The 22,208-nt window shown below is 41.7% G+C and carries 21 protein-coding genes and 1 tRNA gene; 14 read left to right on the top strand and 8 right to left on the bottom strand.

The genetic code is table 11. The features are described 5' to 3' along the window. Positions 1 to 37: 37 nt before the first annotated feature. On the bottom strand, positions 38 to 895 hold the full coding sequence (locus ABFW99_RS00180; protein ID WP_440707377.1) for a DEAD/DEAH box helicase: 858 nt from the start codon (positions 893 to 895) through the stop codon (positions 38 to 40). A gap of 142 nt (positions 896 to 1,037) precedes the next feature. Here ABFW99_RS00180 and ABFW99_RS00175 point away from each other — a divergent pair, with 142 nt between their 5' ends. Continuing rightward, positions 1,038 to 1,757, top strand: a complete 720-nt coding sequence (locus ABFW99_RS00175; protein WP_349355041.1) for an FKBP-type peptidyl-prolyl cis-trans isomerase — start codon at positions 1,038 to 1,040, stop codon at positions 1,755 to 1,757. A 78-nt stretch (positions 1,758 to 1,835) separates the two neighbouring features. Here ABFW99_RS00175 and ABFW99_RS00170 read toward each other — a convergent pair whose 3' ends face one another. From ABFW99_RS00170 to ABFW99_RS00140, 7 genes are all read right to left on the bottom strand, one after another. After that, the gene (locus ABFW99_RS00170) at positions 1,836 to 3,137 is read right to left on the bottom strand and encodes a hypothetical protein (protein ID WP_349355042.1); all 1,302 of its coding nucleotides are present in this window, start codon (positions 3,135 to 3,137) and stop codon (positions 1,836 to 1,838) included. 319 nt (positions 3,138 to 3,456) lie between these two features. Then, positions 3,457 to 5,256, bottom strand: a complete 1,800-nt coding sequence (recD, locus tag ABFW99_RS00165) for an exodeoxyribonuclease V subunit alpha (RefSeq protein WP_349355043.1) — start codon at positions 5,254 to 5,256, stop codon at positions 3,457 to 3,459. Between the two features lie 2 nt (positions 5,257 to 5,258). Then, positions 5,259 to 8,306 carry an exodeoxyribonuclease V subunit beta gene (gene recB, locus ABFW99_RS00160; protein WP_440707379.1) on the bottom strand — a complete coding sequence of 1,016 codons (3,048 nt, stop codon included), beginning with the start codon at positions 8,304 to 8,306 and terminating at the stop codon, positions 5,259 to 5,261. Beyond that, on the bottom strand, positions 8,288 to 8,743 hold the full coding sequence (locus ABFW99_RS00155) for a UvrD-helicase domain-containing protein (protein WP_349355044.1): 456 nt from the start codon (positions 8,741 to 8,743) through the stop codon (positions 8,288 to 8,290). Before ABFW99_RS00155 ends, recB begins: the two co-directional genes overlap by 19 nt. Further along, a complete protein-coding gene (locus ABFW99_RS00150) occupies positions 8,740 to 11,820 on the bottom strand; it encodes an exodeoxyribonuclease V subunit gamma (protein ID WP_349355045.1) in 3,081 nt (1,026 codons plus the stop codon). The genes ABFW99_RS00155 and ABFW99_RS00150 overlap by 4 nt, the downstream gene beginning before the upstream one ends. Before the next feature lie 56 nt (positions 11,821 to 11,876). Further along, positions 11,877 to 12,164 carry a hypothetical protein gene (locus ABFW99_RS00145; protein WP_349355046.1) on the bottom strand — a complete coding sequence of 96 codons (288 nt, stop codon included), beginning with the start codon at positions 12,162 to 12,164 and terminating at the stop codon, positions 11,877 to 11,879. A 3-nt stretch (positions 12,165 to 12,167) separates the two neighbouring features. Next, a complete protein-coding gene (locus ABFW99_RS00140; protein ID WP_421774519.1) occupies positions 12,168 to 12,926 on the bottom strand; it encodes a ParA family protein in 759 nt (252 codons plus the stop codon). Between the two features lie 183 nt (positions 12,927 to 13,109). Here ABFW99_RS00140 and ABFW99_RS00135 point away from each other — a divergent pair, with 183 nt between their 5' ends. The 13 genes from ABFW99_RS00135 to ABFW99_RS00075 all read left to right on the top strand — a co-directional run bounded on the left by ABFW99_RS00135 (position 13,110) and on the right by ABFW99_RS00075 (position 22,202). Continuing rightward, positions 13,110 to 13,481, top strand: a complete 372-nt coding sequence (locus ABFW99_RS00135) for an acyl-CoA thioesterase (protein WP_255135749.1) — start codon at positions 13,110 to 13,112, stop codon at positions 13,479 to 13,481. A gap of 8 nt (positions 13,482 to 13,489) precedes the next feature. Beyond that, the gene (locus ABFW99_RS00130; RefSeq protein ID WP_349355047.1) at positions 13,490 to 13,837 is read left to right on the top strand and encodes a taurine dioxygenase; all 348 of its coding nucleotides are present in this window, start codon (positions 13,490 to 13,492) and stop codon (positions 13,835 to 13,837) included. A gap of 9 nt (positions 13,838 to 13,846) precedes the next feature. Beyond that, complete coding sequence (galE, locus tag ABFW99_RS00125) at positions 13,847 to 14,857, top strand: UDP-glucose 4-epimerase GalE (protein ID WP_349355048.1); 1,011 nt, start codon at positions 13,847 to 13,849, stop codon at positions 14,855 to 14,857. Between the two features lie 60 nt (positions 14,858 to 14,917). Next, a tRNA-Leu gene (locus tag ABFW99_RS00120) sits at positions 14,918 to 14,999 on the top strand. 297 nt (positions 15,000 to 15,296) lie between these two features. Then, positions 15,297 to 15,881, top strand: a complete 585-nt coding sequence (locus ABFW99_RS00115) for a hypothetical protein (protein WP_349355049.1) — start codon at positions 15,297 to 15,299, stop codon at positions 15,879 to 15,881. A gap of 108 nt (positions 15,882 to 15,989) precedes the next feature. Then, entirely contained in the window at positions 15,990 to 16,223 is a 234-nt protein-coding gene (locus ABFW99_RS00110; RefSeq protein ID WP_255135753.1) for a cold-shock protein, read from the top strand. A 5-nt stretch (positions 16,224 to 16,228) separates the two neighbouring features. Then, entirely contained in the window at positions 16,229 to 16,555 is a 327-nt protein-coding gene (locus ABFW99_RS00105; RefSeq protein WP_349355050.1) for a hypothetical protein, read from the top strand. Positions 16,556 to 16,573: 18 nt separating this feature from the next. Beyond that, positions 16,574 to 17,185 (top strand): acyloxyacyl hydrolase, encoded by a 612-nt coding sequence (locus ABFW99_RS00100; RefSeq protein WP_349355051.1) that lies wholly within the window; start codon positions 16,574 to 16,576, stop codon positions 17,183 to 17,185. A 7-nt stretch (positions 17,186 to 17,192) separates the two neighbouring features. Then, positions 17,193 to 17,723, top strand: a complete 531-nt coding sequence (locus ABFW99_RS00095) for a peptidylprolyl isomerase (protein ID WP_349355052.1) — start codon at positions 17,193 to 17,195, stop codon at positions 17,721 to 17,723. A gap of 73 nt (positions 17,724 to 17,796) precedes the next feature. After that, on the top strand, positions 17,797 to 19,275 hold the full coding sequence (locus ABFW99_RS00090) for a hypothetical protein (RefSeq protein ID WP_349355053.1): 1,479 nt from the start codon (positions 17,797 to 17,799) through the stop codon (positions 19,273 to 19,275). A 118-nt stretch (positions 19,276 to 19,393) separates the two neighbouring features. Beyond that, the gene (msrB, locus tag ABFW99_RS00085) at positions 19,394 to 19,966 is read left to right on the top strand and encodes a peptide-methionine (R)-S-oxide reductase MsrB (RefSeq protein ID WP_349355054.1); all 573 of its coding nucleotides are present in this window, start codon (positions 19,394 to 19,396) and stop codon (positions 19,964 to 19,966) included. 95 nt (positions 19,967 to 20,061) lie between these two features. Next, positions 20,062 to 20,595: a PH domain-containing protein gene (locus ABFW99_RS00080; RefSeq protein WP_349355055.1), complete on the top strand. Its 534-nt coding sequence runs from the start codon at positions 20,062 to 20,064 to the stop codon at positions 20,593 to 20,595. A gap of 128 nt (positions 20,596 to 20,723) precedes the next feature. Then, positions 20,724 to 22,202 carry a phytoene desaturase family protein gene (locus tag ABFW99_RS00075; RefSeq protein WP_349355056.1) on the top strand — a complete coding sequence of 493 codons (1,479 nt, stop codon included), beginning with the start codon at positions 20,724 to 20,726 and terminating at the stop codon, positions 22,200 to 22,202. The last annotated feature ends 6 nt before the right edge of the window (positions 22,203 to 22,208 follow it).

The following is a 22,208-nucleotide window of genomic DNA, read 5'->3' as shown; positions in this document are numbered from 1 at the left end:
ATTACTACATCTACTCGTTCAGTTGTGCCAGCCGATATTAACCGCTGGTGCAGCTTTGAACATCTAGGTTTTCGCATTTATCGTGAAACGCTTTCGCGTTTTTCGTGCGCCGCTTGGCCAGCAGGCGCTCCAGCTCGTCTGTTCCCCTTTTGGTGGCACAGAAAATGATACAAGACTCCCACTTCAGGTCGTCCAGCACATTCTGAACCAGGCTTAGTTTTCCTTTCTGATCCACAAAATAAGCCTGTTGTTCTATACTACCCGATGGCTTTTCAATAGCGATCTCCACTTTCTCCGGATCATTCATAAACTGATTAGCCAAATCCTTGATCTCTTTTGGCATCGTGGCGGAGAACAACAGCGTTTGGCGCTCTTTGGGAAGCTTTTTTATGATTTTAGTAACATCCGGTAAAAAGCCCATATCAAGCATACGGTCGGCTTCATCCAGCACCAAAAACTTAATGTGACTGAAATCGATATCCAGCACTTTGGTTTGATCAATCAACCTGCCCGGTGTGGCAACAATAATATCAACGCCGGAGCGGATGGCTTTGGCTTGCTGAGAAAAATCTTCTCCCCCAATTATGTTTGCTGAGGAAATTCCGGTGTGATACCCGAGTGCAAAAATCTGTTCGTCAATCTGTTGTGCCAGTTCCCGGGTTGGGGATAAGATGAGCGCCTGTGTATGTTCGGATGGATTTTCTAAAATCTGCTGTAGTACCGGGATAACAAATGCGCCTGTTTTTCCCGTACCCGTTTGTGCGGCTCCAATAATATCCTTTTTCTGAAGGATGATGGGTATGGTCTGTTCTTGTATGGGAGTCGGTTCGGTGTAGCCAATGTCTCTCAAGCCGGCTTTAAGCTCGTCTTTGAAGTCAAAATCGTTAAATGTCAATGGTCTCGTCTGTATTGAAATTTCTTATGATGCCACAATATACACAGATGACGGATTATTTATTCCACTTTGCTATGATTTGCCCTATTTTATAATGATCAACGAAATTGAACTTTATAATTCTAATCATCAAAACGTAACTATGAGATTTAATAAACTATTCTTCAGCTCTCTATTGAGCGCCATGTTGCTGATTTCTGCATGCAACCAACAAAAAATGGGAACCGGATCTTACGATGCTGACTTAAGCACCAAACTTGACAGTGTAAGCTATGCACTTGGGTACCAAAATGGAATGTTTTTGAGCCGTGAGGGCATTGATGAACTGGAAATGAATAACTACAATGCCGGAATTAATGCCGGACTGTCATCAGAAGACGGAGTACTAACACAAGAACAAATTCGTTCGGTTACCAGCAGCTATCTCCAGGAACTAACCGAAATGAAAAGCCAGGAAAACCTGGAAGCCGGTCAGGCATTTCTTGAAGAAAACATCAATAAAGAAGGCGTTCAGGAAACCGAATCCGGCCTTCAATATAAAGTGATTGAAGAAGGTGATGGAGCCTCTCCTTCTGCCGAAAACACAGTTCGTGTACATTACGAAGGAAAATTGCTGGATGGTGAAGTATTTGACAGTTCGTACGACAGAGGTCAGCCTGCTGAGTTTCCTCTTAACCGTGTGATTCCGGGTTGGACAGAAGGCGTGCAGCTCATGAAAGAAGGCGCCACTTATGAGTTCTATATTCCGGCTGAGCTTGCTTATGGCAGCAGAGCGCCACAAGGCAGCCCCATTGGCCCCAACGAAACGCTTGTATTTAAAGTAGAACTGCTGGAAGTAAAAGAAGCAGCAAGTTCTAATTAACCGATTAGCTTTTCCAAAAAGAAAACCCCGACACAAGTTAGTGGGCCGGGGTTTTTTATTTCTTATTCGTTGTTGCGTTTACGACGCAAGGTTGATGAGAATCATAATCTGGCTAACAGCTTCAATTTCGGATTCACTGCTGCCTGACAGGTTACTTTCTACTGTTCCCTGAATGCTTGTAAAGAATGATTCGTACACATCAAATACAGCACTTGCTTTCAGGATTCCTGAAATAGAGCTACTGAAATTTGATTTGGCGCCATTATCTGAATTAATCTCGTTGTCGATATTCAGAATTACAGTTGCTTCAAATGCCGTATCGCTTTCCATAGTGTTTCTTACTTCATCATGGTAAGCTTCAAATGCAGCTTCTACTTCGCTGGCTACGCCGGCACTTGCTTTAATTTCAGATCGAAGTTCAATACCTGCATCTATAATTGCCTGTTTTGAACTTTCAGACATTTCCGTTGCTTCAGCTTCGGCCTGCACGGCTAAATCAACAGCGGTTGCTGCAATTAAGGAAGATTGGGCTCTTACATCATTTTTGATTTCAGAGGAAACGGCTGTCATACTATTCACAGTAACACGGCTCCACATTTCGAGAGCTTTTGCAGTTGCGGAAGCGTCCAGCCCGGCATTAACGTATGCGTTTACAGTTGATTCTATAAATACATCGTATGCTTCGGATCGTGCTTCAGCACTTGAAGAAGCAGCAAGTTCAGATTCTAACTGAAACTGAGCTTCTGCTAACAGTTCATAAGTTTCTTCAAGGGCTTCTTCGGAATTATCCTGCATCATCTCGCTATAAAACTCTACTCTTGCTTCCGCAGAATTTTTAAGAGAAGTTGCAATTTGAGCAGAAGAAGTAAGTCCGGATTCGATCTCTGATGCCGCTTTATTGGTCACCACAGCTTCGATATCGGATTTCTGAACAATATCAGCATTACCTGAGGCAACAACTTCAGCAAATACTGAAGATTCCGCTGACGATTCTGTGTTGATGGGCTTCAGTGTAACTGAACTTCCGTTTTCAACTTCACTGGAAAGAAATCCTCTCCATTCATTACCCTCATTCTTCGCAACAATAACGATGTTTTCAGCTGCTTCCACGTCTACTTCAAGCATAAAATTGCCTGATGCATTCGTTTCTGTTTCGGTACCTTCCATGGTTTCTAAAGAACCTTCAGAGGTAACTCTGGCAGCAGTAACAACTGCTCCCTCTACAGAAGAAGCTGCTACTTTTTGCTTAGAAGATTCGGGCTGTACAGAACCCTCAACAGTGGCACTTTCGTTGTTTGAAGAGTTGGTAGAACAACCCATCGCCACTAATGCCGTTATTAAAAATACAATTGATAATTTTATCGGTTTCGTTGTAAACATTTCGATTATTCTTTGATTCATGTTCACAACCTTAAACAAGTAGCAATTAGATTTGTTCCAACTGTTAATGGGCCATCCCCCCTTTAGAATGGCTTATAAAAATGTTAAAAATTCTCTAATACGAATTAGGAATCTCTAAGGGCATTTAAATAAATCTATTCGCATATTAGAAAAAGAAATAAGGGGAAACGGCTATCAACCGCTCCCCCCTGATACGTTGGCTTTTTGGGGTACAATATATAGAAGGCTACTATGCTTAATTGCATTGTAGCTTTTTTTAGATAGATTTGTTCCGGGATTTAACGAAGTGATTCTTCTGCTATCCCCATATTTTTTGTTCTACTCCGCTTTTTCTTGAAACACTACGTTCAATTATTCTTCTCAAAATTTCTTCCTTAACAATGATAAGAGTGTTCAGCCTTGCTCTTGTTACAGCAGTATAAAGAATCTCTTTCGAAAGCACTGTATTTACTTGATTTGGTAATACGATGGCTACTTCATCAAATTCAGAGCCCTGGCTTTTATGAATAGTAAGTGCAAATGCAGGTTCATAATCTTTTAAACGGGCAGCAGAGACCCTGACAGGGCGATCTCCTTCAAACTCAATGATCTCCTCTTTATCCTGATATATACCAATTTCCCCATTCCTTACTTTTAACAAAGAGTCATTCCGGGTAGCCATCACAATCCGGCCATCATACCATTCACGGGTGTCTATTCTCTTTTCATCTCTTCGTATCAATCTTTCCGCCCGCTCATTCATGTATTCAACACCGAATGGTCCTCTTCTGAGGGCACAGAGAATCTTTTTCTTATGTGAAGCTTTCAGCCTCTCATCTTCACGGAGCCGACTATATTGCTGATAGTGATCCTGTACATAAGTTTTATAAACTTCTTCTAAAACCTCACTGTCCGGCTCAACCCAGGATAACCCTTCCAGTTGATGATCTTTAAGAATGGCAATGGCTTTGTCTGCATTTGATGCATTCACGGCTTCAGCAAATTTTTGAATGCCACTGTTATTTCCAAAGCGATAGCTTTTTGTAAGGAATAAGATACAGTCGTTGATTGGAGAGGTTGAAGCCCCAACGGGAATATCAATCCCCTGGAGATCTCTTATTGAGCTTGCCACTGCTTCAGAAAAGGTATTCTCGCCCCCGCATAAGTCGCCAAGAATGGAGCCGGCTTCTACAGAGGCCAACTGATCTTTATCACCAAGAACAATCAATTTAGTGTTTGGCCCTACAGCTCTGATCAACCTCACCCACATGTTAATATCCAGCATAGAAGCCTCATCTATTACTATAAGGTCGTAAGGAAGATGATTTTCTTCATTGAATTTGAATGTGCTGCCTCTGAAATCAGATCCGAGAAGTTTATGCACAGTTTGGGCCGAATCCGGTATTTCTATTTCTGATAAAACATCCGGGTTTAAATTATTCTTCCCGCTTTCAATGGATTCAGAAAGCCGCCGTGATGCCTTTCCCGTAGGTGCTGCCAGCGCTATTCGAAATTCTTGTTGTGAATGAGCCAAAGCCTGTGCTGCTATAATATTCAGAACTGTAAAGGTTTTACCGGTTCCCGGCCCACCTGAAATCACTAACAGGTCTTTCAAAAAGCTGAGCTGCACAGCTATATGCTGCCAATTTACTTCAAATAAGTCCTTAGCAGGTGGAAGAACAGATTGTATCGCCTTTTTATGTTCTTGCTTTAATTCAAGTCGAGCAGAAGCTTTCTGCTTCAGCCAGGAGCACAGTTCCTCTTCATATTTCCAATAGCGATGCAGGTACAAACGTGACCCTTCCAAAACCAGCGGTTGCATATCATTTCCTGAACTCACCAGGCTGCTTTCTTTTAAAGCCTCTTTCCAGTCCTTCTTTAAAGCACCGGTTAACTTGAGCTCAGATTTAGAGTCTTCGAATAAATAATCATCCTTCCAGTCACTAAAGTCGAGACAAACGTGGCCTTTTTGCTGGGCAAAAATGCAGGCGGCAGCTGCTAATAATACTTCCTGTTTTACTTCGGGCTCTATTTGTGTCAGAAAGCGCACAAATTCCAGTTCAAGTAAGGATATCACATCTTCAGATAACAGCTTTTGCAGGTAAGGAAGGACTTTCATTCTTAATTCCCTCCCATTTCAAAATAGTGATCTAATTGTTTGATCAACTCAGAATCCGGTTCATCGAAAAATACCCCGCTACCGGGCTTGTGCTTATCCACACCTCTCAAAAAGAGATAGAGAACCCCACCGAAATGTTCTTCATAATTGTACCCTTTCACCCTGTTTGAAAGGAAACGATGAAGTGCCAGCGAATATATATGATACTGTAAATCGTAGCCCGAATCTTTCATTGCCTGAGAAAGATTTTCGGTTGAATAGTCGGACTGAGCATCACCTAAATGATTCGATTTATAATCCAGGATGTAATATCGATTTTCGGATCGAAAAATAAGGTCAATGAATCCCTTTATAAATCCCGAAGCCTTATCGATATCTGAATTGTGAGGTTTTACTCCCCTGATCATCTCCCAAATTTCCCTTACCTGCAGGTTATGAACCGGAAAATAGAACTCCATCTCTTTTAACACATCGGTATCTTTCAGGGTGGAAAGGCTGACCGCTGGATTACCCAGATCCATAGTCAGGGCTTCTTCCACCCATCGCTGAACAGGGTTCTTCCATACCTCTTCAAACCCATAATAATTCAAATTATCAGTAATTACCTCTTCAAGATTCTTTGGAGCATTGAACGAAATATCTTCAAAAATTTTATGCAAGAAAGTACCTGCATTAGCGCCTCTCGGGAACCCAAACTTATCGTGGGTAAGCTGGGCTTTGTTTTCATATTGATAGAATAACTCATCGTAATCATGAGCTGAATCTGTATGACTTTTCCCTTCCGTAAGGGATGAATAACTCAACATTCTCGGATATTGATATATATCCTTTCTTTGGAAATGTGCCGACTTAAGAGTTGAAGCACTCTTAGTTTTCTGATCTCGGTCAGTGGGTTTTCCTTCTGCCGGATTACGTACTTCTATATGATCGCACTTATTAAGAATGGATATTAAAGAATCAAAATTGCGCAACCCTGTTTTATTATTTCCATGTAGTATTGATGATAATGGAGATTGATCAATTTTCTTGAAATTGGGAATAAACAGAAAGCTTGAAGCTATCGACCTTGTTAAGGCAACGTAGGTAAGCCTGACCTCCTCCGCCATTTGCTGCTCAACCGAAAGTGCTTCGTACTGTTCCCGTTCAGAATGAGAAATCCCCTGACTAATATCCATGTAATTGACTCCATCCTGATGAAACTTCAATATATCCGTAGATTTTACATCAGCCCCGGAATCCCATAAAAAAGGACAAATTACGATGGGGTACTGAAGTCCTTTTGAAGAATGGATGGTTGAAATCTGGATCAGATCTTCATCACTTTCCAGCCGTAGTTGTTCATCATCAGAATCAGTGCTTTCCAGCTGCTTTTGATGAAACCATTTCAAAAGTGCTTTTCCCTGTACCCGATATTCTCTTTGAGCTTTACCTAACAACTCCGACAGATGCATGAGGTTTGTAATTCTCCTCTCTGCGTCTTTAAATACGGATAGTCGTTCCAATACCTTAAAGTCCCGGAGTAAGCTCTCTAATGCCACCTCAATGCCGTGATTATCCCAAATTCCTTTCAGTCGAACAAATTTTTGAATGACATCTTCCCATTCTTGTTCATTCTGAAGCAGAGGATAAACATCACTGGCCTTATAGCCCAACAACTCGGTCGATAATGCAGCCCGAATTCCAGCTTCATTGCTGATTTTTTGGATGGATTTGAGCACGAGCAGTAATTCATCAGCCTCCCGCATCTGAAATACACTGGTCCGGGATTTTAACACGCTTCTGAGTCCTTTATCCCTCAGCATCTGCTGAATTTTCTCTCCCTGGAATCCCTTCCTGATCAAAATAGCGATGTCCTTCTCTTCTATTTCACGACCATTCAGGGTGTATTCTCCGGATAACAGCTCCGTCACTTCATTGCATACAACGGTATAAATATCATCCTCAAGCGCTCCTTTGGAAGAGTACTCTTCCTCATTCATTGTTACCACCTGGAGTGGATTTACTATTTCTCCGGATTTTCTTTTCAAATAAGGGCTGTCTTCTTTCTGAGAAGGAAACCGGGCTGGTTTAAAGGAGAACCCATCTATCAGAAAGGGAGAATCTGATTGCCCGAAAAACTCGTTAACCCCTTTAATCATGCCACTGTTTGAACGGTGATTCTCGCTCAAAGTATAGGATTGAGCATCATCGGAATCTTTCTTAGCCTCCAGGTAGGTAAATATATCAGCCCCTCTGAACCCGTAGATGGCCTGCTTGGGGTCGCCAATCATAAATAAGGCAGCATCCGTTCTTTTGTAGTAAATCTGTTTGAAAATACTATACTGTATAGCATCCGTATCCTGAAACTCATCCACCAATGCCAGCGGATATTTTACACTTAACCGTTCTGCCAATTTACCCGATGCATCTTCCCTGAGCCCTTTTTCAGCTAATTCAAGTAAATCGTTATAGCTAAGTAGGTTGCTACTCTCTTTCTGCAGCTTGTACTTTTCTTTTATTTGATCTACGGACTCTTTAATAAATGCAACCTTGAGCACCTTCAACCGATCCGCTATTTCCATAAACTCATCGATGGCCTTGGACAAATTGAGCTCTGGAATATCAGGGGCAGACTTTTTCCCTGAACGACTTATTTTTGTCCCAAATTTTTCAAGCTTGTCCGAGTACCAAATCTTTGCACTGTCATTATTCAGCCATTCACGTAGAATAAGCCAATCCCCTTCTTCCGAGCTTTTCCGATAAATATTGCGGTTTAACTCATCTCCCCTGTAAATCACCTCAAGAGTTTCTCCTTCGTGTTCCCATAATGCCTTTACTTCTTTAAATTTATCTCGGAGCCGGTCAACTAAACTATATAATCTTTCTAAGTTATAATTGCCTGGTATAACCTCTGAGTTTGGTTGATTCAAAATTTCAACCACCACCGACTTCAGCTCATCAGGACCAAAACCATGGTCAGTGAGGTAATCCAGCAGCATCCATTGTTCGGACCCGGTTTCTGCCCTACGTATAAAAGATCTCCAGTAGTCGTCTACACAATCCTGAAGCAGTTCTGATTGATCTGTAAGCAGTTCAAAGTTGGGGAAACTCCAAACTGAAGGCTGTATTCGGTTAGTAAACGGCTACAAAAGCCATGAATGGTAAATACCGCTGCCTCATCAAACCGATCTATAGCCGATTTTAGCTTAGCTTCAGCATCTTCATAGTCTCGGCTAATCAGCTTTTGCAAAAAAACGTCATTTCCAGCTTCATCATCTTTAATTGCCTGTAGCGATTCCTTAAGTCGGCTTCTCAGCCTGAACTTTAATTCTGCAGTAGCAGCCTCAGTGAAAGTCATTACCAGGATTTGAGAAGGTTCAAGTCCTTTCTCCAATACAGCCCGCACATACAACGAGGTAATGTTATAGGTCTTACCCGTTCCAGCACTCGCTTCAACCAGACTTATCCCATTAAGAGGAGCTTTAAATACCGGTAAAGACTTACTCATGACCCCTCCTCTCGTTGTGCTTTCAGGAATGGCTCCCAAAACTGTAAGGCATTTTCCTTGAAAACTTTTGATTCTATTGGATTATATCCCCGCCAAAGCAATGCGTTGTAGTAGTCGGCTTCCTCTGCAAATGATACGTGAGGGGTAACCTCCCATTTAGTCCTGGCCTTTTTAACGGCTTCTTCCTCATCTTTCCCTTCTAAAATAGCTTCTGCAAATGCTTTAGAGGATTTGGGGAAAAATGCGGATTTATGTAAAACAGGATTATTGGAAGTGAATAGCCGCACATAACCAGAAAGCGGATTCGACAGTATTTCTGACGACCGGATCTCAAGTATATCTGTGTCGGATCCATCTTTTGAAATATAGAGGCTTCTATTCAGGGTATAACCACTCTGAAGCAGTAAAAGATGCTTTAGCCAGTGTTCAACCTCATGCCCGGCCCTTCGTCGCCCCACCCGGTAGGAAACTAATAAATCATCATACAATCCATGAATAGGACCGTATAACTGAATTCCGTCAATCTCAACAGAGATTTCTTCAGTGTGTTCGTCAGCCTTTGTATACGATTTTAGGTTCTCCAATAAACCTGAAACACTTTCTTTTTCACGTTTAAATACTTTTTCCCCCTCCAGCGCCTCGGGAATCATTGCTGCAGCACTGGCATACCTTTTAACAGTGTCTGCAGACTCACCCTTTTGCAGCATTTCAAAGAGTAGAGAATCAAGCTTATGACGTTCTAAGCTGTTCAACTTAAAAGACTCCCGGTCTGACACCTCCTTGAATTCGTTATAATATGAAAGACTTAATTGACTCTGTAATAAGTATTTAGAAGGATTTACGAAGAAAGAAATTAAATCGGAGAGGTGTATTTGTTCCTTTGAGTTTACTTCTATTGGTGAAAATTTTTGATCGATAAAGAAAGATTGTTTCTCTTGCTTACCCTCCTGCATCCGCTCTGAAAGTTGACGGTTTATATCCGAGTATGAATTCGGACTGTCCCCATCAAAATACTGTTTATTGAAGGGGTGTAAACTATGCCGGATAATGCCCTCATTCTGAGACTCAAAAAATACATCCAGCAGCTGCTGCACCAGAATTGACGGAAGCCGGATAGAATCGGAGTGCTGGTCTTGCCCTCGGTAACTGATATGAAGATGCTCCCGGGTAGCCTGAATGGTTTCAAGAAACAAATAGGTATCATCTTCTTTTAGAATACGGTCACCGGGCCGGGGGGCGGCGTATATAAGGTCGAATTCGGGACGAATGGCTTTTCTAGGAAAAACACTTTCATTCATTCCAAGCATAGCTATAAAGCCGAAAGGCACAGACCGGTATGGAATGTACGAACTTACTGTAATCCCTTGCCCAAAGCGGCCTGAAGACGAATCATAACTCGAAAACTGACCAACCAGCCAATCTTTCATCAGGGTAAACGAGACCTTTTTACTGAAAGTTGTAAACGATGCCTGTTCTTTTAGTTTGTCAATCATCCTGAGCAAAGCGCCAGCTTGTGTATTTTGTGCGCTTCCGTCCCCTATAAAATCATCAATTAGCCTGCGGGTAAATACAATCCACTCAACAGGGGTTTTCTGATTGGCTATTTCTTCTGCGGCCGACCCCAATAGATGTACAAAATGAGCAAGCCGGGCTGAAAGCATTGCATCATCAGATGAGGAAATACGATCATATGGCACCATTTCCTGATATACATTCAAAATATCAGGCTCCATACTAAAGCCTGATAATAGCTGATTTACGCCCTTCTGCCAGCTATATCGGGTATTAAAGTCACTCCCTACTCCTTGATAAATACGATTCTCCAACACCCAATCTTCTAACAGTTCTAAATCCGCATCAGAAAAAGAAAATTTATTTTTAATGGGTTCTTGATGGAGCATCTGGATTACGGCACTGGCTTTGAATGGAGACGACAAAAGCTCCAGCAGTTCGCTAAGCGTGTGCTCTGCAGAATGATAATTCCGGCCCGATAATTTCGAAACAGGAACGGCAGGCTCTCCCTCATCATTGGCAAAAACCGTCTCTAACATACCTGAATAAGTCTCCACATCGGGAATCATCACTAATACATCGCTAAGCCGTCGATCGGAATTATTGTCGAGATACCGAAGTATTTCATCTTTCAGCACCTGTACCTCACGGCGGATATTATGGCAGGAATGTACTTTTAATGCTGGAAAAGAGCTCTCCTGATCAGTTTCCCAACTAAAGGTTTCGGTGGGCACATCATTCTTCTCCAATATCTCATATAGCAGCTGTAGCTGTTCTTGGATGGGTCTCCCCCAATCACCCAGTAAGTGTATCAGGTTTTCATTTGAATGGTCATCAGCCTTTGCCAAAGAAAAAAAGTGGATGTCATGCTTTTTCCCAATTCGGCTTATGATTTCCATAAACGGTTTTGACAAGTGTGACAAACCGAATACATATACATTCTCGGGTACATTACTCCATAGCTCATTATTGGGATCATCCAACCATTGTACCAGCTCTGAGTAGGCTTGTGACCTGCTTGGCAAATGCTCAATATTTTTGATTGAGTGCCACTTTTTATTTAGTTCATTCCATATGGAGAGTTGCCATCGCTCATTCGGATCTTTTGTAATAAATTTCCGGTTTAACCAGCTTTCCATCATTTCCGGACGATAAACCTGGTATTGGTCAAATATATCGGCGAGTTGCCCACATAATTGAAACCTCTTTTTGGGAGTATCGGAACCGGAATCGTAAAAAGGAATCTGATTCAAAAGGCTTTGATCAGTTGAAAGTAGCTCAAAAAGAGCCCAGTGCATTGAATTTAAGTCGGCAGGTAAAACCCGGGGAATTTCATCTTTCTGAAACCGATAGAGCATCCACAAGAATTCAGAAGGGAAAATGAATCGGTAGTTTCCTGCTATACCCTGTTCTTCAGCAATTTTAAGCGACAGCCACTCCTTAATTTCATTGTTCTGAACAATGATCCAGGGTTTAGATAAAGGATCTTCAACTTCCGGTTTAATGATTCCGGAAAAATGATAAGCTAATGTTTGTAGAGAATGTGACTGATAAGTATTAAACATAGTGCCTTATATCTGGGGCACATAATAAGAAAACCGACAAGGATATAAAGCCGAAATTACCTATTGATGAGATCTCTGATTGAATTTTTCAGAATGGCATTTACAACGGCTGAGTAAGAGGTTTCTTTTTTATCTGCTATCAGCTTTACACTTTCCACAACCGGCTCCTCAAGATAATAACTGGCCGTAATCTTATTTACCCTGGAACCATCAGTGCTTTCTTCCTTTGATACTCCCTGACTATCCTCCGCTTTGGAATCGGAAGGAGTAATGAAGTCAAAAGAAGCATGTCTCCGCGTGCTGTAAGCAAGCGGATTATGCCCAAGGCTCTTTTTCTTACTCATTGTTTAGTGGCCGTTTTTTATTTCTTTGGCTAATGCAAAGTAATCTTGTGCCCCTGCACTGTTACCATCGTATTCAAATATTGTTTTGTGGTGACTTGGCGCCTCTGCCAGGGCAACATTGTCACGGATAATAGTCTTAAAAACTTTGGGACCGAAATAGTCCTTAATGTGCCCCACAACCTCTTTATTCAGGTTTTTCCGGCTATCATACAGTGTACAAATAATACCGCCAACTTCAAGCTGATTGTTCAATCGTTGCTGAACCACTTTCACCAAATCAAGCAGCTTAGAAAGGCCGTGCAATGCCAGATATTCTGACTGAAGTACTATAAAAATGTCCTTCACAGCTGTAAATGCATTCAATGTAAGTAACCCCAAATTGGGCGGGCAGTCGATCAATACATAATCGTAATCATAATCTTCCTCAAGCTGCTTCATCACATCCTTAAGTAAACTTTCCCTGGCCGGTTCGCTGGCCAATTCCAGTTCGGCACCAGATAGTTCTAACGACGATGGAATAAAATCAAATCCGTTATGCTCAATAATGATATCATCTACGTTAGCTCCCCCACGTAATGCATGATAAACGGTTTTTTCAAGCCGGTGAGAATGGGTTCTTAAGGAATAGGTTAGATTTGCTTGGGGGTCAAGATCAATTAGAAGTACCTTTTTGCCAAGTTTAGCCAGTCCAGCCCCAAGATTAATCGTTGTGGTTGTTTTGCCAACTCCGCCCTTCTGATTTGTTAATGCGATTGTTTTCATAGTGATTCTAAGCCGTAATCAATTCTTTTTACTTAGAGAGTAATCTTGTGCCCTTTTGTTACAATAATATTAGTTATTCGGATTGTCCAATAGAACTTTTTAATTGTTGAAAGACCAAAAGAGATTATTTCATTTATACATTAAGCTGTATCTTTGAATGTAGCAATAAACAACGAAGATATAATGAGATTTTTTAGCCGAAAGTTGATCAAACCTCAGGACCTGAACGCACACGGAACCCTATTTGGAGGATCTGTTTTAAGCTGGGTTGATGAAGAAGCTGCCATATATGTACTCTGCCAGCTTGGTAAAAGTAATATCGTGACCAAGTACATGTCTGAAATAAACTTTGTGAACTCAGCAAAACTGGGTGAAGTTATTGAGATTGGCATGGAAACTGTTAAATTCGGTCGAACTTCTATAACCGTAAAGTGTGTGGTGAGGAATAAATTCAGCAAAGAAACCATTATCAGCATTGATAAAATTGTATTTGTTCACCTTGATGAATTTGGTAAACCTTCGCCACACCATATTGAAGAACCTGTTAACGAATAACTCCTGCTTTGAGTAGCAATAATAAATTAGTTGATTTTTCGGGCCTGGCTGATATGCTCTATGGTGAGGAGAAGTATATCAAGGAATTTGCTGAGGCAGCTATTTCCTCCTTTGGTGAGTTTTCAGAGAATTATAAAAAGTTTTTGCTGGCCCGGGATGAAGCTAATTTCAGAAAAGCGGGTCACAAAATTAAACCGGTAACTCAAATGCTTGGCCTCGGCCAAATACTTGAGGAGTACGAGCATGCAAAATCCCTTATTTGGGATGAAAAACCTCAGGAGGAATTAGAAACCTCAGCTAAAAAAGTTCAGCAAATTTGCTCTGAAGTCATTAAAGAATTAGAAGAAAAAACGTAGACTATTCACATGAATGTATTGGTAACAGGCGGAGCCGGTTATATTGGAAGTCACACGGTTCTGGAATTGTTAAATGCAGGCCACCATGTTATTGTGGTCGACAACCTTTCTAACAGCAGCGAAGAAGCCTTAAAAAGAGTTCAGAAAATTACTGGCAAAGAGCTCGTTTTTTATAAGGAAGATCTTTTAAATAAAGACGCTCTGGATTCAATTTTCTCGGAGCATGATATCGATTCAGTGATTCACTTTGCCGGCTACAAAGCCGTTGGAGAGTCTGTAGAGAAGCCTTTGATGTATTATGATAACAACATCGCCAGCACTCTCTATTTATGTGAACTGATGAAAAAGCACAGCGTTAAGAATATAGTTTTCTCTTCTTCTGCTACGGTGTATGGAGATCCGCACAAAGTGCCTATTACTGAAGATTTCTCCCTTTCGGCGACCAACCCTTATGGGCGCACTAAATTATTTATTGAATATATTCTAAAGGATCTTCACGTTGCCGATGATTCCTGGAATATTGCTCTGCTTCGTTATTTCAACCCGGTAGGAGCACACAAAAGTGGTTTAATAGGAGAAGATCCCAACGACATCCCCAACAATCTGATGCCATTTGTTTCACAGGTTGCGGTTGGTAAGCTGAAAAAACTATCTGTTTTTGGAAACGACTACCCCACCCCCGACGGAACAGGAGTACGGGATTACATCCATGTAGTTGATTTAGCTATCGGTCATTTAAAAGCACTCGAAAAACTTAATGCTGACCCCGGATTGGTTATTTATAACCTGGGAACCGGAAAAGGAACCAGCGTTTTAGAAATGGTTAAAGCCTTTGAAAATGCTTCCGGCAAAGAAGTTCCCTATAAAATCGCCCCACGCCGCCCCGGAGACATTGCCGCTTGTTACGCCGATCCTTCCAAAGCCGAAGAAGAGCTTGGCTGGACAGCTGAACGTGGAATTAAAGAAATGTGCAGGGATGCCTGGAAATGGCAATCGGAGAATCCAAACGGCTACAAATAAATAACAAAACTGCTTTGTTATTTAGCAGCTACTACCCTTATCTTTGTAGTCTTCAAAAAAGCCAAAGTGGCGGAATTGGTAGACGCGCGCGACTCAAAATCGCGTTTCTTCGGAAGTGTGGGTTCGAGTCCCACCTTTGGTACAAAGAAAGCCTTGCAGATTACTGCAAGGCTTTTCTGTTTCCGGAAACCATCTCAATTACTCTTCTTCTGTTCTTCGTGAAACAGCAAATATTTGACAAAGTAATTATTTCGAATGCAACTGAAATAATACTTATTACCAGGAACAAATAACTGTTTTTGAAGTACACGCGGCCTATCAAATACGTTATTCCCACCGTTTCTGAATCTGTTTAAATATTAATTATTTATAACAAATCTGTAACACCAATGGGTTGCGTGCACTCTTGTAACAAAAAGAAATCAAGGAAGGAGCAAACATGGTCAAGTATTTAGTTTTCTGTGTTTTTGTAGCAGCCGGATACATTGTTTATACCAATTTCCCGGTAAATCATGGGCCCGGTATAACTGCAAAAGAAGGACCTGAGATAAAGCGATTAACCTGGCAGGAACCCTTTTCCTTTAAAGGAGCTACCCTGACACCCAAAAAAACCATTGAAGCAGAGGTTCGGATTATCAAAAGAAAGCGTTATTTCTTTGACAGTTTTTCCCGCTACTCCCCGGTGGATGCTGTGGTAGGCTGGAACCAACTTTCGGATCAACGAAACCTGGATTATATCTTCTTCACGCTCGACGATCGAAATCACGATGTGGATCTTACCCGCCCTCCTTTGGAAGTCTCTACCATATACAAGGAAAGCGATTTATGGCATTTCATTCCTTCTTCTGCTACTGTAGAAGAACAACTGAAACAACTCCGGGATGGACATGTTGTAAAGCTGGAAGGTCTTTTAGTTGACCTTGAACACGATGAAGGATTCGGCTATCAAACAGCTACTGAAATTTCAGGGTTATATAATGACAACGGATTTGCCATCTGGGTAGAGAAATTTCACATCCGATAACTTAATTCAACTTCCTATTGATTGTATTATCCTCAAAAATTATTTTCAGGTTCAATCATGGGGAGCATAACTCCTTGTGAGTTAAATATTAAAGTTAATCGGGTAGTTATGTCAGAAAAACAAAAGGGTACGGTAAAGTGGTTCCACAATACTAAAGGTTATGGGTTCATTAGTACGGAAACCGGGGAAGATGCCTTTGTTCACTATTCAGAGATCCAAGCCGATGGGTTTAAAAAATTACGACGTGGTGAAGAAGTAGAATTTGTTTTAGATGAAGGCGATAAAGGATTGCACGCCAAAGAAGTAGTATCCTTAAATCCTGTTGAAGACCAGGTGGAATAGTATATATGGCCTGGCTAAAAGATGCCTACTTAGATGTTATCGTTTTATTGTTGATTGCAGTATTTGCGGTATATACCAATAACATATTGGAAGTAGTTTTATGGGTGTATACCGGACTTTTACTTTTGAGTAAAGTGATTGCTTTTTTTATGCCCGCCCTCCAGAAAAAAGCCAACCAAACAGAAGCACCCTCTCTATTCTATCATTTAATTTACGCGCTCACAATTGCGATATTTCTTTATATTGCGAAATATTATCTGGCTATTGCCTGGGCTGCAATTTGGTTGGCTTCATTTATTAGTTCGGCAAAAAAGTCAAAAAAGAAATCATAACTTTAGGTATCGCCATTTTTGAAGTTCGCGATTAAATTACTTTTTCCTGCCTTATTCTTATTCTTTTGTTTAACTGCACAAACCGGTTTTGCACAAACCACAATTCCCGAATACAAAAGAGCAACCTTTACCCTTTGGGCAGGTTATTCATTTAATTCCGTTCGCTTTTTGGGAAAAACCGAAAACTCGCAAACACAGATTTTTGGCATTGGGCTTCAAAGGCCCGTTAAAGAGTATCCTCCAAACAAAGCTATTTGGTACACGGCAGACCTGATTCCATACATTCACTTCAATTACCCCAAAAGAGATGAAAATAATCGCATGGTCTCACGTTCCGGATTTGGGCTGTCTCCTGTCGGTTTTACCCTTATGGACAATTCTCAAAAACGCCTTACTCCTTATATCCGAACCACAGGTGGAATGATTATTATGGAGCGTAATTTCCCGACTGATGGAGCCAGAAAACTGAATTTCACTTTCGATATTACTTTTGGTGCAAACTTAAGGTTCAATACATTTGGAATGATATCCTTTGGATATAAATTTCACCATATTTCGAATGCAGAAACCGGGAATGAAAACCCGGGGCTGGACTCTAACTTTTTGTATTTAAAATTTTCAATTCATTAGAAACAACATGTCACTGAAAGCAACCATCAAAACGAGCAAAGGAACCATAAACGTTAATCTATTTTCTGAGAGGGCTCCCAGAACGGTAGCTAATTTCGTAAATCTTGCCTCCCGTGGCTTTTATGACAGTCTGAAATTTCATCGGGTAATTAATGACTTCATGATCCAGGGTGGATGCCCTAATGGTGATGGGCGTGGCGGCCCGGGTTACCGGTTTGAGGACGAGTTTCATGATGAGCTAATCCACGATGAACCTGGTAAACTTTCCATGGCTAATGCCGGTCCTGACACCAATGGAAGTCAATTCTTCATCACCCATGTTGCTACTCCATGGCTGGATGGCAAGCATGCTGTGTTTGGTGAAATTGAATCTGAAGAAGATCAGGACATAGTTGATGCTATATCCTCCGGTGATCAGATTGAATCGATTAATATCGAAGGTGAGTACGAAGAGTTACTCAGAAAAATCGAAGAAGTGCAGTATTGGAATGAAACTTTGGATGAGCAATTCGAGAATCTGAAACCGGCAGCCGTTTAAATTCAAAATGCTGTAAACTTTTCGATGGTCTATTCGTAGTGGTTGCAAAAATGATCAAACCAACATTATTACTATGCAACGACTGTTATTACTTTCCATCTTTTCATTAGGGCTTTTAATCTCTCCAACTTTTTCCCTCGCTCAGGATAGCAGTGACTACGATGAGTTGAAATACCGGAAATGGCGAGTTACCCTCTTCCCTCCTTTAAGTACTAATTGGACTAACGCTCCGGATTATACCGCTCGTTATTCCATTAATATATTGGGCGGTTATCATGGAGGTTTAGATGGTGGTGAAATCGGCGGGCTCATTAATTACAATAAATATTATGCCCATGGTTTCCAGGTTGCCGGTTTAGTTAATGCCACCGGTGGTGATATGGCCGGGGTAAACATCGCAGGAGCCTTGAACCTTTCGAACGATGAAATGTCGGGGATACAGTTTTCAGGTCTTGCCAATATATCCGGGGAAGATCTTGAAGGTATACAGGGAGCCGGCGGCTTTAATATAGCCGGTGGCAATTCCAGTGGTCTGCAGTTTGCCGGTTTAGGGAATATTGCTAAAGGTGACATTGAAGGCTTACAAGGTGCCGGAGGTATAAATGCAGCCTGGGGAGATATTTCCGGATTACAGGCAGCAGGAGTTGCCAACATAGCCCGGGAAGATGTGGAAGGACTTCAGGCCGCAGGATTTATGAACTTCGCCGGATCCGACATTTCCGGATTGCAAGCATCAGGAGCTGCCAATATTGCTCTGGGTGATATTGAAGGGCTAATGGCTACAGGAGGGATAAACGTAGCCAGGGAAAATGCCAGCGGACTGTTTGCAGCAGGGTTGCTTAATGTGGCAAACAATGTAGAAGGACTAGCTTTTTCAGGTGGGGCCAATATCGCAAAGAACCTGGAAGGAATTCAGTTTGCCGGCCTGTTAAATTTTTCAGAGACGGCGACCGGAGTTCAAATTGGACTTATAAACCTGGCTAAAGATTTTGAAGGTGTTCCGGTTGGTCTGATCAGTTTGTACGGTAACGGCCGAAAGAATGTGGATGTTCGATTTTCTGATGGTGGATTCACTGATATCGGACTTACTCTTGGTACTTACCGTGTGTACAACTCCGCGATTTTCGGTTACAATACCCTTTTAGACAGAGATGTTTACCGAATAGGACTTGCCATCGGACTTGAAAAGAACATTAATGATTCCTTCCAGAACTGGGATGATGAATCCATGTATGTGAATCAGGAATTTGCTTTTACTCATCAGTTTGAAGATGAATGGTCCCGAAAATTAAACATGATTTATTCCTATAAATTCCTGGTTGGTAAGCGTTTCGGAAATGGCTTCTCACTCTACGGCGGGCCTACTTTCAACGCCCAAATTACCCGTGTAGATGCGGCTGAAGATTATACGTGGTACAGTTTATGGTCTCCGGAGTGGAAAGGCAGAGATTACCGGTTCTGGGTAGGATTTACGGCCGGCATACGTCTATTCAAACAAAAAACTGTGCCCCGATTCAAAGATGAATTTAATAACTGGGACATTGACTGGTAACAGAATATGGCTATGGAATTGATTCCGTAAGATTCTATGCTTTCATCAAATCTAAACTAAAAATACGTTCGTACTGTTAAGTAGCTCTGAACAGACTAACCAACCAACCTTAGATTTTATGAAATACGCAGTCTTAATTACAGCTTGTACGGCCATTATCGCTACCGCTCTCCTATTGGTGAATGCCGAAGAATCCCCGGCTACTATTCATCAACATACTGGAGATCAGGCCGATATTGATATGGTAGCAACGCATCAGGACACCATGCCTGAAGAGGATTATCCGTTCAAGAAAACGGAAGCGGAATGGAAAGAAATACTGACCTCCAAAGAATATCGCATTTTACGTGAACGGGGCACGGAACTCCCCTATGTAAATGAATATGATGACAACAAGAGAGAAGGAATCTATGTGTGTGGAGGTTGCGGACAAAAGCTGTACAGTTCTGAACATAAATACGACAGCGGAACAGGCTGGCCCAGTTTCTGGAAACCTCTGGCTGATTCTCTTGTAGGTGAACGAGAAGATAACAGCTTGTTTATGACCCGCACTGAGATCGTTTGCTCGAACTGTGGCGGGCATCTTGGCCATGTTTTCGATGACGGGCCACAGCCTACCGGGTTAAGGTACTGCATGAATTCCGCGGCTATGGATTTTATCCCTAAAAATGAAGATTCCACCAATCAGTGAAAAGATGGCTGCGTTGTTGGAAATCATTGTAACTATTTAGATTATAAGGCGTCCTGTAAAGGATGCCTTTTTTAATGGAAACCAACAGTTACAGTATGCTATCAAAAGCCAGCATTTTACACGAAGCCAGCTTCAGCCCGAAAATCAAAAGTTATGTTCTGTGGTACGGGGTATTAATTTGTATCATGTCCATTGTCATGATCCCACTTATTCCCATATGGCTGTTAACAGCACCCTTTTACCTGAATAAGTATTTTGAACGTCTCGAATGTGAACTAACCACCCGCTCCCTCCGATTTAAGAAAGGATATATTTTTCATACCGAGCGCACCATTCCGCTCGATAAAATTCAGGATCTAACCTTTAAAGAAGGTCCTTTGTTAAAATATTTTGGACTGAGTATTCTGAGGATTGAAACCGCAGGCAGTTCAGCCCAGGGCGGACCGGATTTATCCTTGATTGGTGTTGTTGATGCCTTTGATTTTCGCAGTATGGTTTTGGATCAGCGGGATAAAGTAACGGACACCCAGCATTCCGGTTCAGCAAATGAGAGCACCGATTCATCCATCGAAATTCTGAAAGAAATCAGAGATTCTCTGAAACGTATTGAAGGTAAACTACCGCAATAAGTTTTTCTGAAGTTGGAATTCTGGGTAACTGCACGGGGTTTTTACTTCCAAATAAAACAACACGTTCCATTTCGTTTCTAAAAGTCTATTCTCAGATTTATGAATCTCTCGAAAAAGCTCTTTAAAGCATGAAGATATCTGTAATTGGTGCCGGGTTGGGAGGACTATCGGTCGCTTGTTTACTTGCTGCGAAGGGACATCAGGTTACCGTTTTTGAGAAGAATGAGAATACCGGGGGAAAGATGAATATCATCGAGGCAGATGGATATCGGTTTGATACGGGCCCCAGTCTATTAACCATGCCATTCATCCTTGAGAAGTTGTTTGAAGAGTGCGGAGCTGATCTGGATGACTATCTCTCGCTTGAACCCTTAGATCCCATCTGCAGGTATTTTTATCCGGATGGAACTGTTTTCAACAATTATGAAGACAAACAAGCTACAAAGAATGAAATCATGGGTTTTGCTCCGCAGGATGCAGAGTCCTATTCCGATTTTTTAGAATACGCCCGGTCGCTGTACCACAAAACAGCGGATGCATTCATTTTCAACCCTTTGTTTGGCCTTACCGACCTGAAAGAATTAGACCTCCTGAGTTTCTTCGGCATTGATGCATTTGCAACAGTAAGTAAGCGAGTGGATAGTTCATTTGAATCGCCATACCTAAGAAAATTCTTTAAGCGCTTTACCACATACAATGGTTCTTCCCCTTTCCTTGCTCCGGCAACCCTGAATGTAATTCCCCATGTGGAAATAAATCAGGGCGGGTATTATGTGAAGGATGGTTTATATAAAGTGGCCGAGGCGCTGACCAAACTGGCAGAGTCGCTGGGTGTTGAATTCTTTTTTAATGCTGAAATTACTTCCATTGAAGTAACACAATCCAAAGCAACCGGCATCAAGCTACGTTCCGGAAAAAAGGCCGGATCTGATTTAGTGATATCAAACAGTGATGCTACAGAAACCATAGCGCACCTCTTGCCGGATTCTTCCGTTTCATCCCGAAGAAAAGAAAAAGCGAAATCCATTGAACCCTCCTGCTCCGGTTTTGTGCTGATGCTGGGTACCAACAAAGAATTCGATCAGCTGGTTCATCATAATATTTTCTTTTCGAAGGACTATGAAAAAGAATTCAATCAGATTTTTAAAGAGAAAGTGATGCCCGATGATCCAACTATCTACATCGCAAACACATCATACTCCGATCCACATCATGCCCCAGGGCATGGATCCAACCTCTTTATTCTGATAAATGCTCCTTATCTGTCAGATCACTACAAGTGGGCTGAACATGCAACCTCTTATGGAGATAAAGTGATTCAGGAATTAGAGCAGCGAGGACTTGAGCATCTATCTGAACATATACAATTCAGGAAAACCATTACCCCGTATGACTTCTACCAAAAATACCGGTCAAATAAAGGAAGCATTTACGGGACATCATCCAATAGTAAGTTCTCTGCCTTTCTTCGCCCCAGAAATAAGTCACGTGAAATAGACAAGCTGTATTTCGTAGGCGGTTCCACACACCCTGGTGGCGGGATCCCTTTAGTGGTGCAATCTGCTTTCAACGCTGTGGAGCTGATTGAGCGCTACGAGTATGATTGAGGGTTT

Source organism: Gracilimonas sp. BCB1 (genome assembly GCF_040117685.2).
GTDB lineage: Bacteria > Bacteroidota > Rhodothermia > Balneolales > Balneolaceae > Gracilimonas.
The sequence above is the reverse complement of the archived record's forward strand: the minus strand, read 5'-3'. Positions and strand labels throughout refer to the sequence as shown.

Coding starts and splice junctions, on each gene's coding strand:
- msrB (WP_349355054.1), top strand. CDS start 19,394: ATGAAATACGCAGTCTTAATTACAGCTTGTACGGCCATTATCGCTACC.
- ABFW99_RS00150 (WP_349355045.1), bottom strand. CDS start 11,820: ATGTTTAATACTTATCAGTCACATTCTCTACAAACATTAGCTTATCAT.
- ABFW99_RS00175 (WP_349355041.1), top strand. CDS start 1,038: ATGAGATTTAATAAACTATTCTTCAGCTCTCTATTGAGCGCCATGTTG.
- ABFW99_RS00080 (WP_349355055.1), top strand. CDS start 20,062: ATGCTATCAAAAGCCAGCATTTTACACGAAGCCAGCTTCAGCCCGAAA.
- ABFW99_RS00145 (WP_349355046.1), bottom strand. CDS start 12,164: ATGAGTAAGAAAAAGAGCCTTGGGCATAATCCGCTTGCTTACAGCACG.
- ABFW99_RS00105 (WP_349355050.1), top strand. CDS start 16,229: ATGGCCTGGCTAAAAGATGCCTACTTAGATGTTATCGTTTTATTGTTG.
- galE (WP_349355048.1), top strand. CDS start 13,847: ATGAATGTATTGGTAACAGGCGGAGCCGGTTATATTGGAAGTCACACG.
- ABFW99_RS00170 (WP_349355042.1), bottom strand. CDS start 3,137: ATGTTTACAACGAAACCGATAAAATTATCAATTGTATTTTTAATAACG.
- ABFW99_RS00075 (WP_349355056.1), top strand. CDS start 20,724: ATGAAGATATCTGTAATTGGTGCCGGGTTGGGAGGACTATCGGTCGCT.
- ABFW99_RS00135 (WP_255135749.1), top strand. CDS start 13,110: ATGAGATTTTTTAGCCGAAAGTTGATCAAACCTCAGGACCTGAACGCA.
- ABFW99_RS00155 (WP_349355044.1), bottom strand. CDS start 8,743: ATGAGTAAGTCTTTACCGGTATTTAAAGCTCCTCTTAATGGGATAAGT.
- ABFW99_RS00090 (WP_349355053.1), top strand. CDS start 17,797: ATGCAACGACTGTTATTACTTTCCATCTTTTCATTAGGGCTTTTAATC.
- ABFW99_RS00115 (WP_349355049.1), top strand. CDS start 15,297: ATGGTCAAGTATTTAGTTTTCTGTGTTTTTGTAGCAGCCGGATACATT.
- recD (WP_349355043.1), bottom strand. CDS start 5,256: ATGAAAGTCCTTCCTTACCTGCAAAAGCTGTTATCTGAAGATGTGATA.
- ABFW99_RS00110 (WP_255135753.1), top strand. CDS start 15,990: ATGTCAGAAAAACAAAAGGGTACGGTAAAGTGGTTCCACAATACTAAA.
- ABFW99_RS00140 (WP_421774519.1), bottom strand. CDS start 12,926: ATGAAAACAATCGCATTAACAAATCAGAAGGGCGGAGTTGGCAAAACA.
- ABFW99_RS00095 (WP_349355052.1), top strand. CDS start 17,193: ATGTCACTGAAAGCAACCATCAAAACGAGCAAAGGAACCATAAACGTT.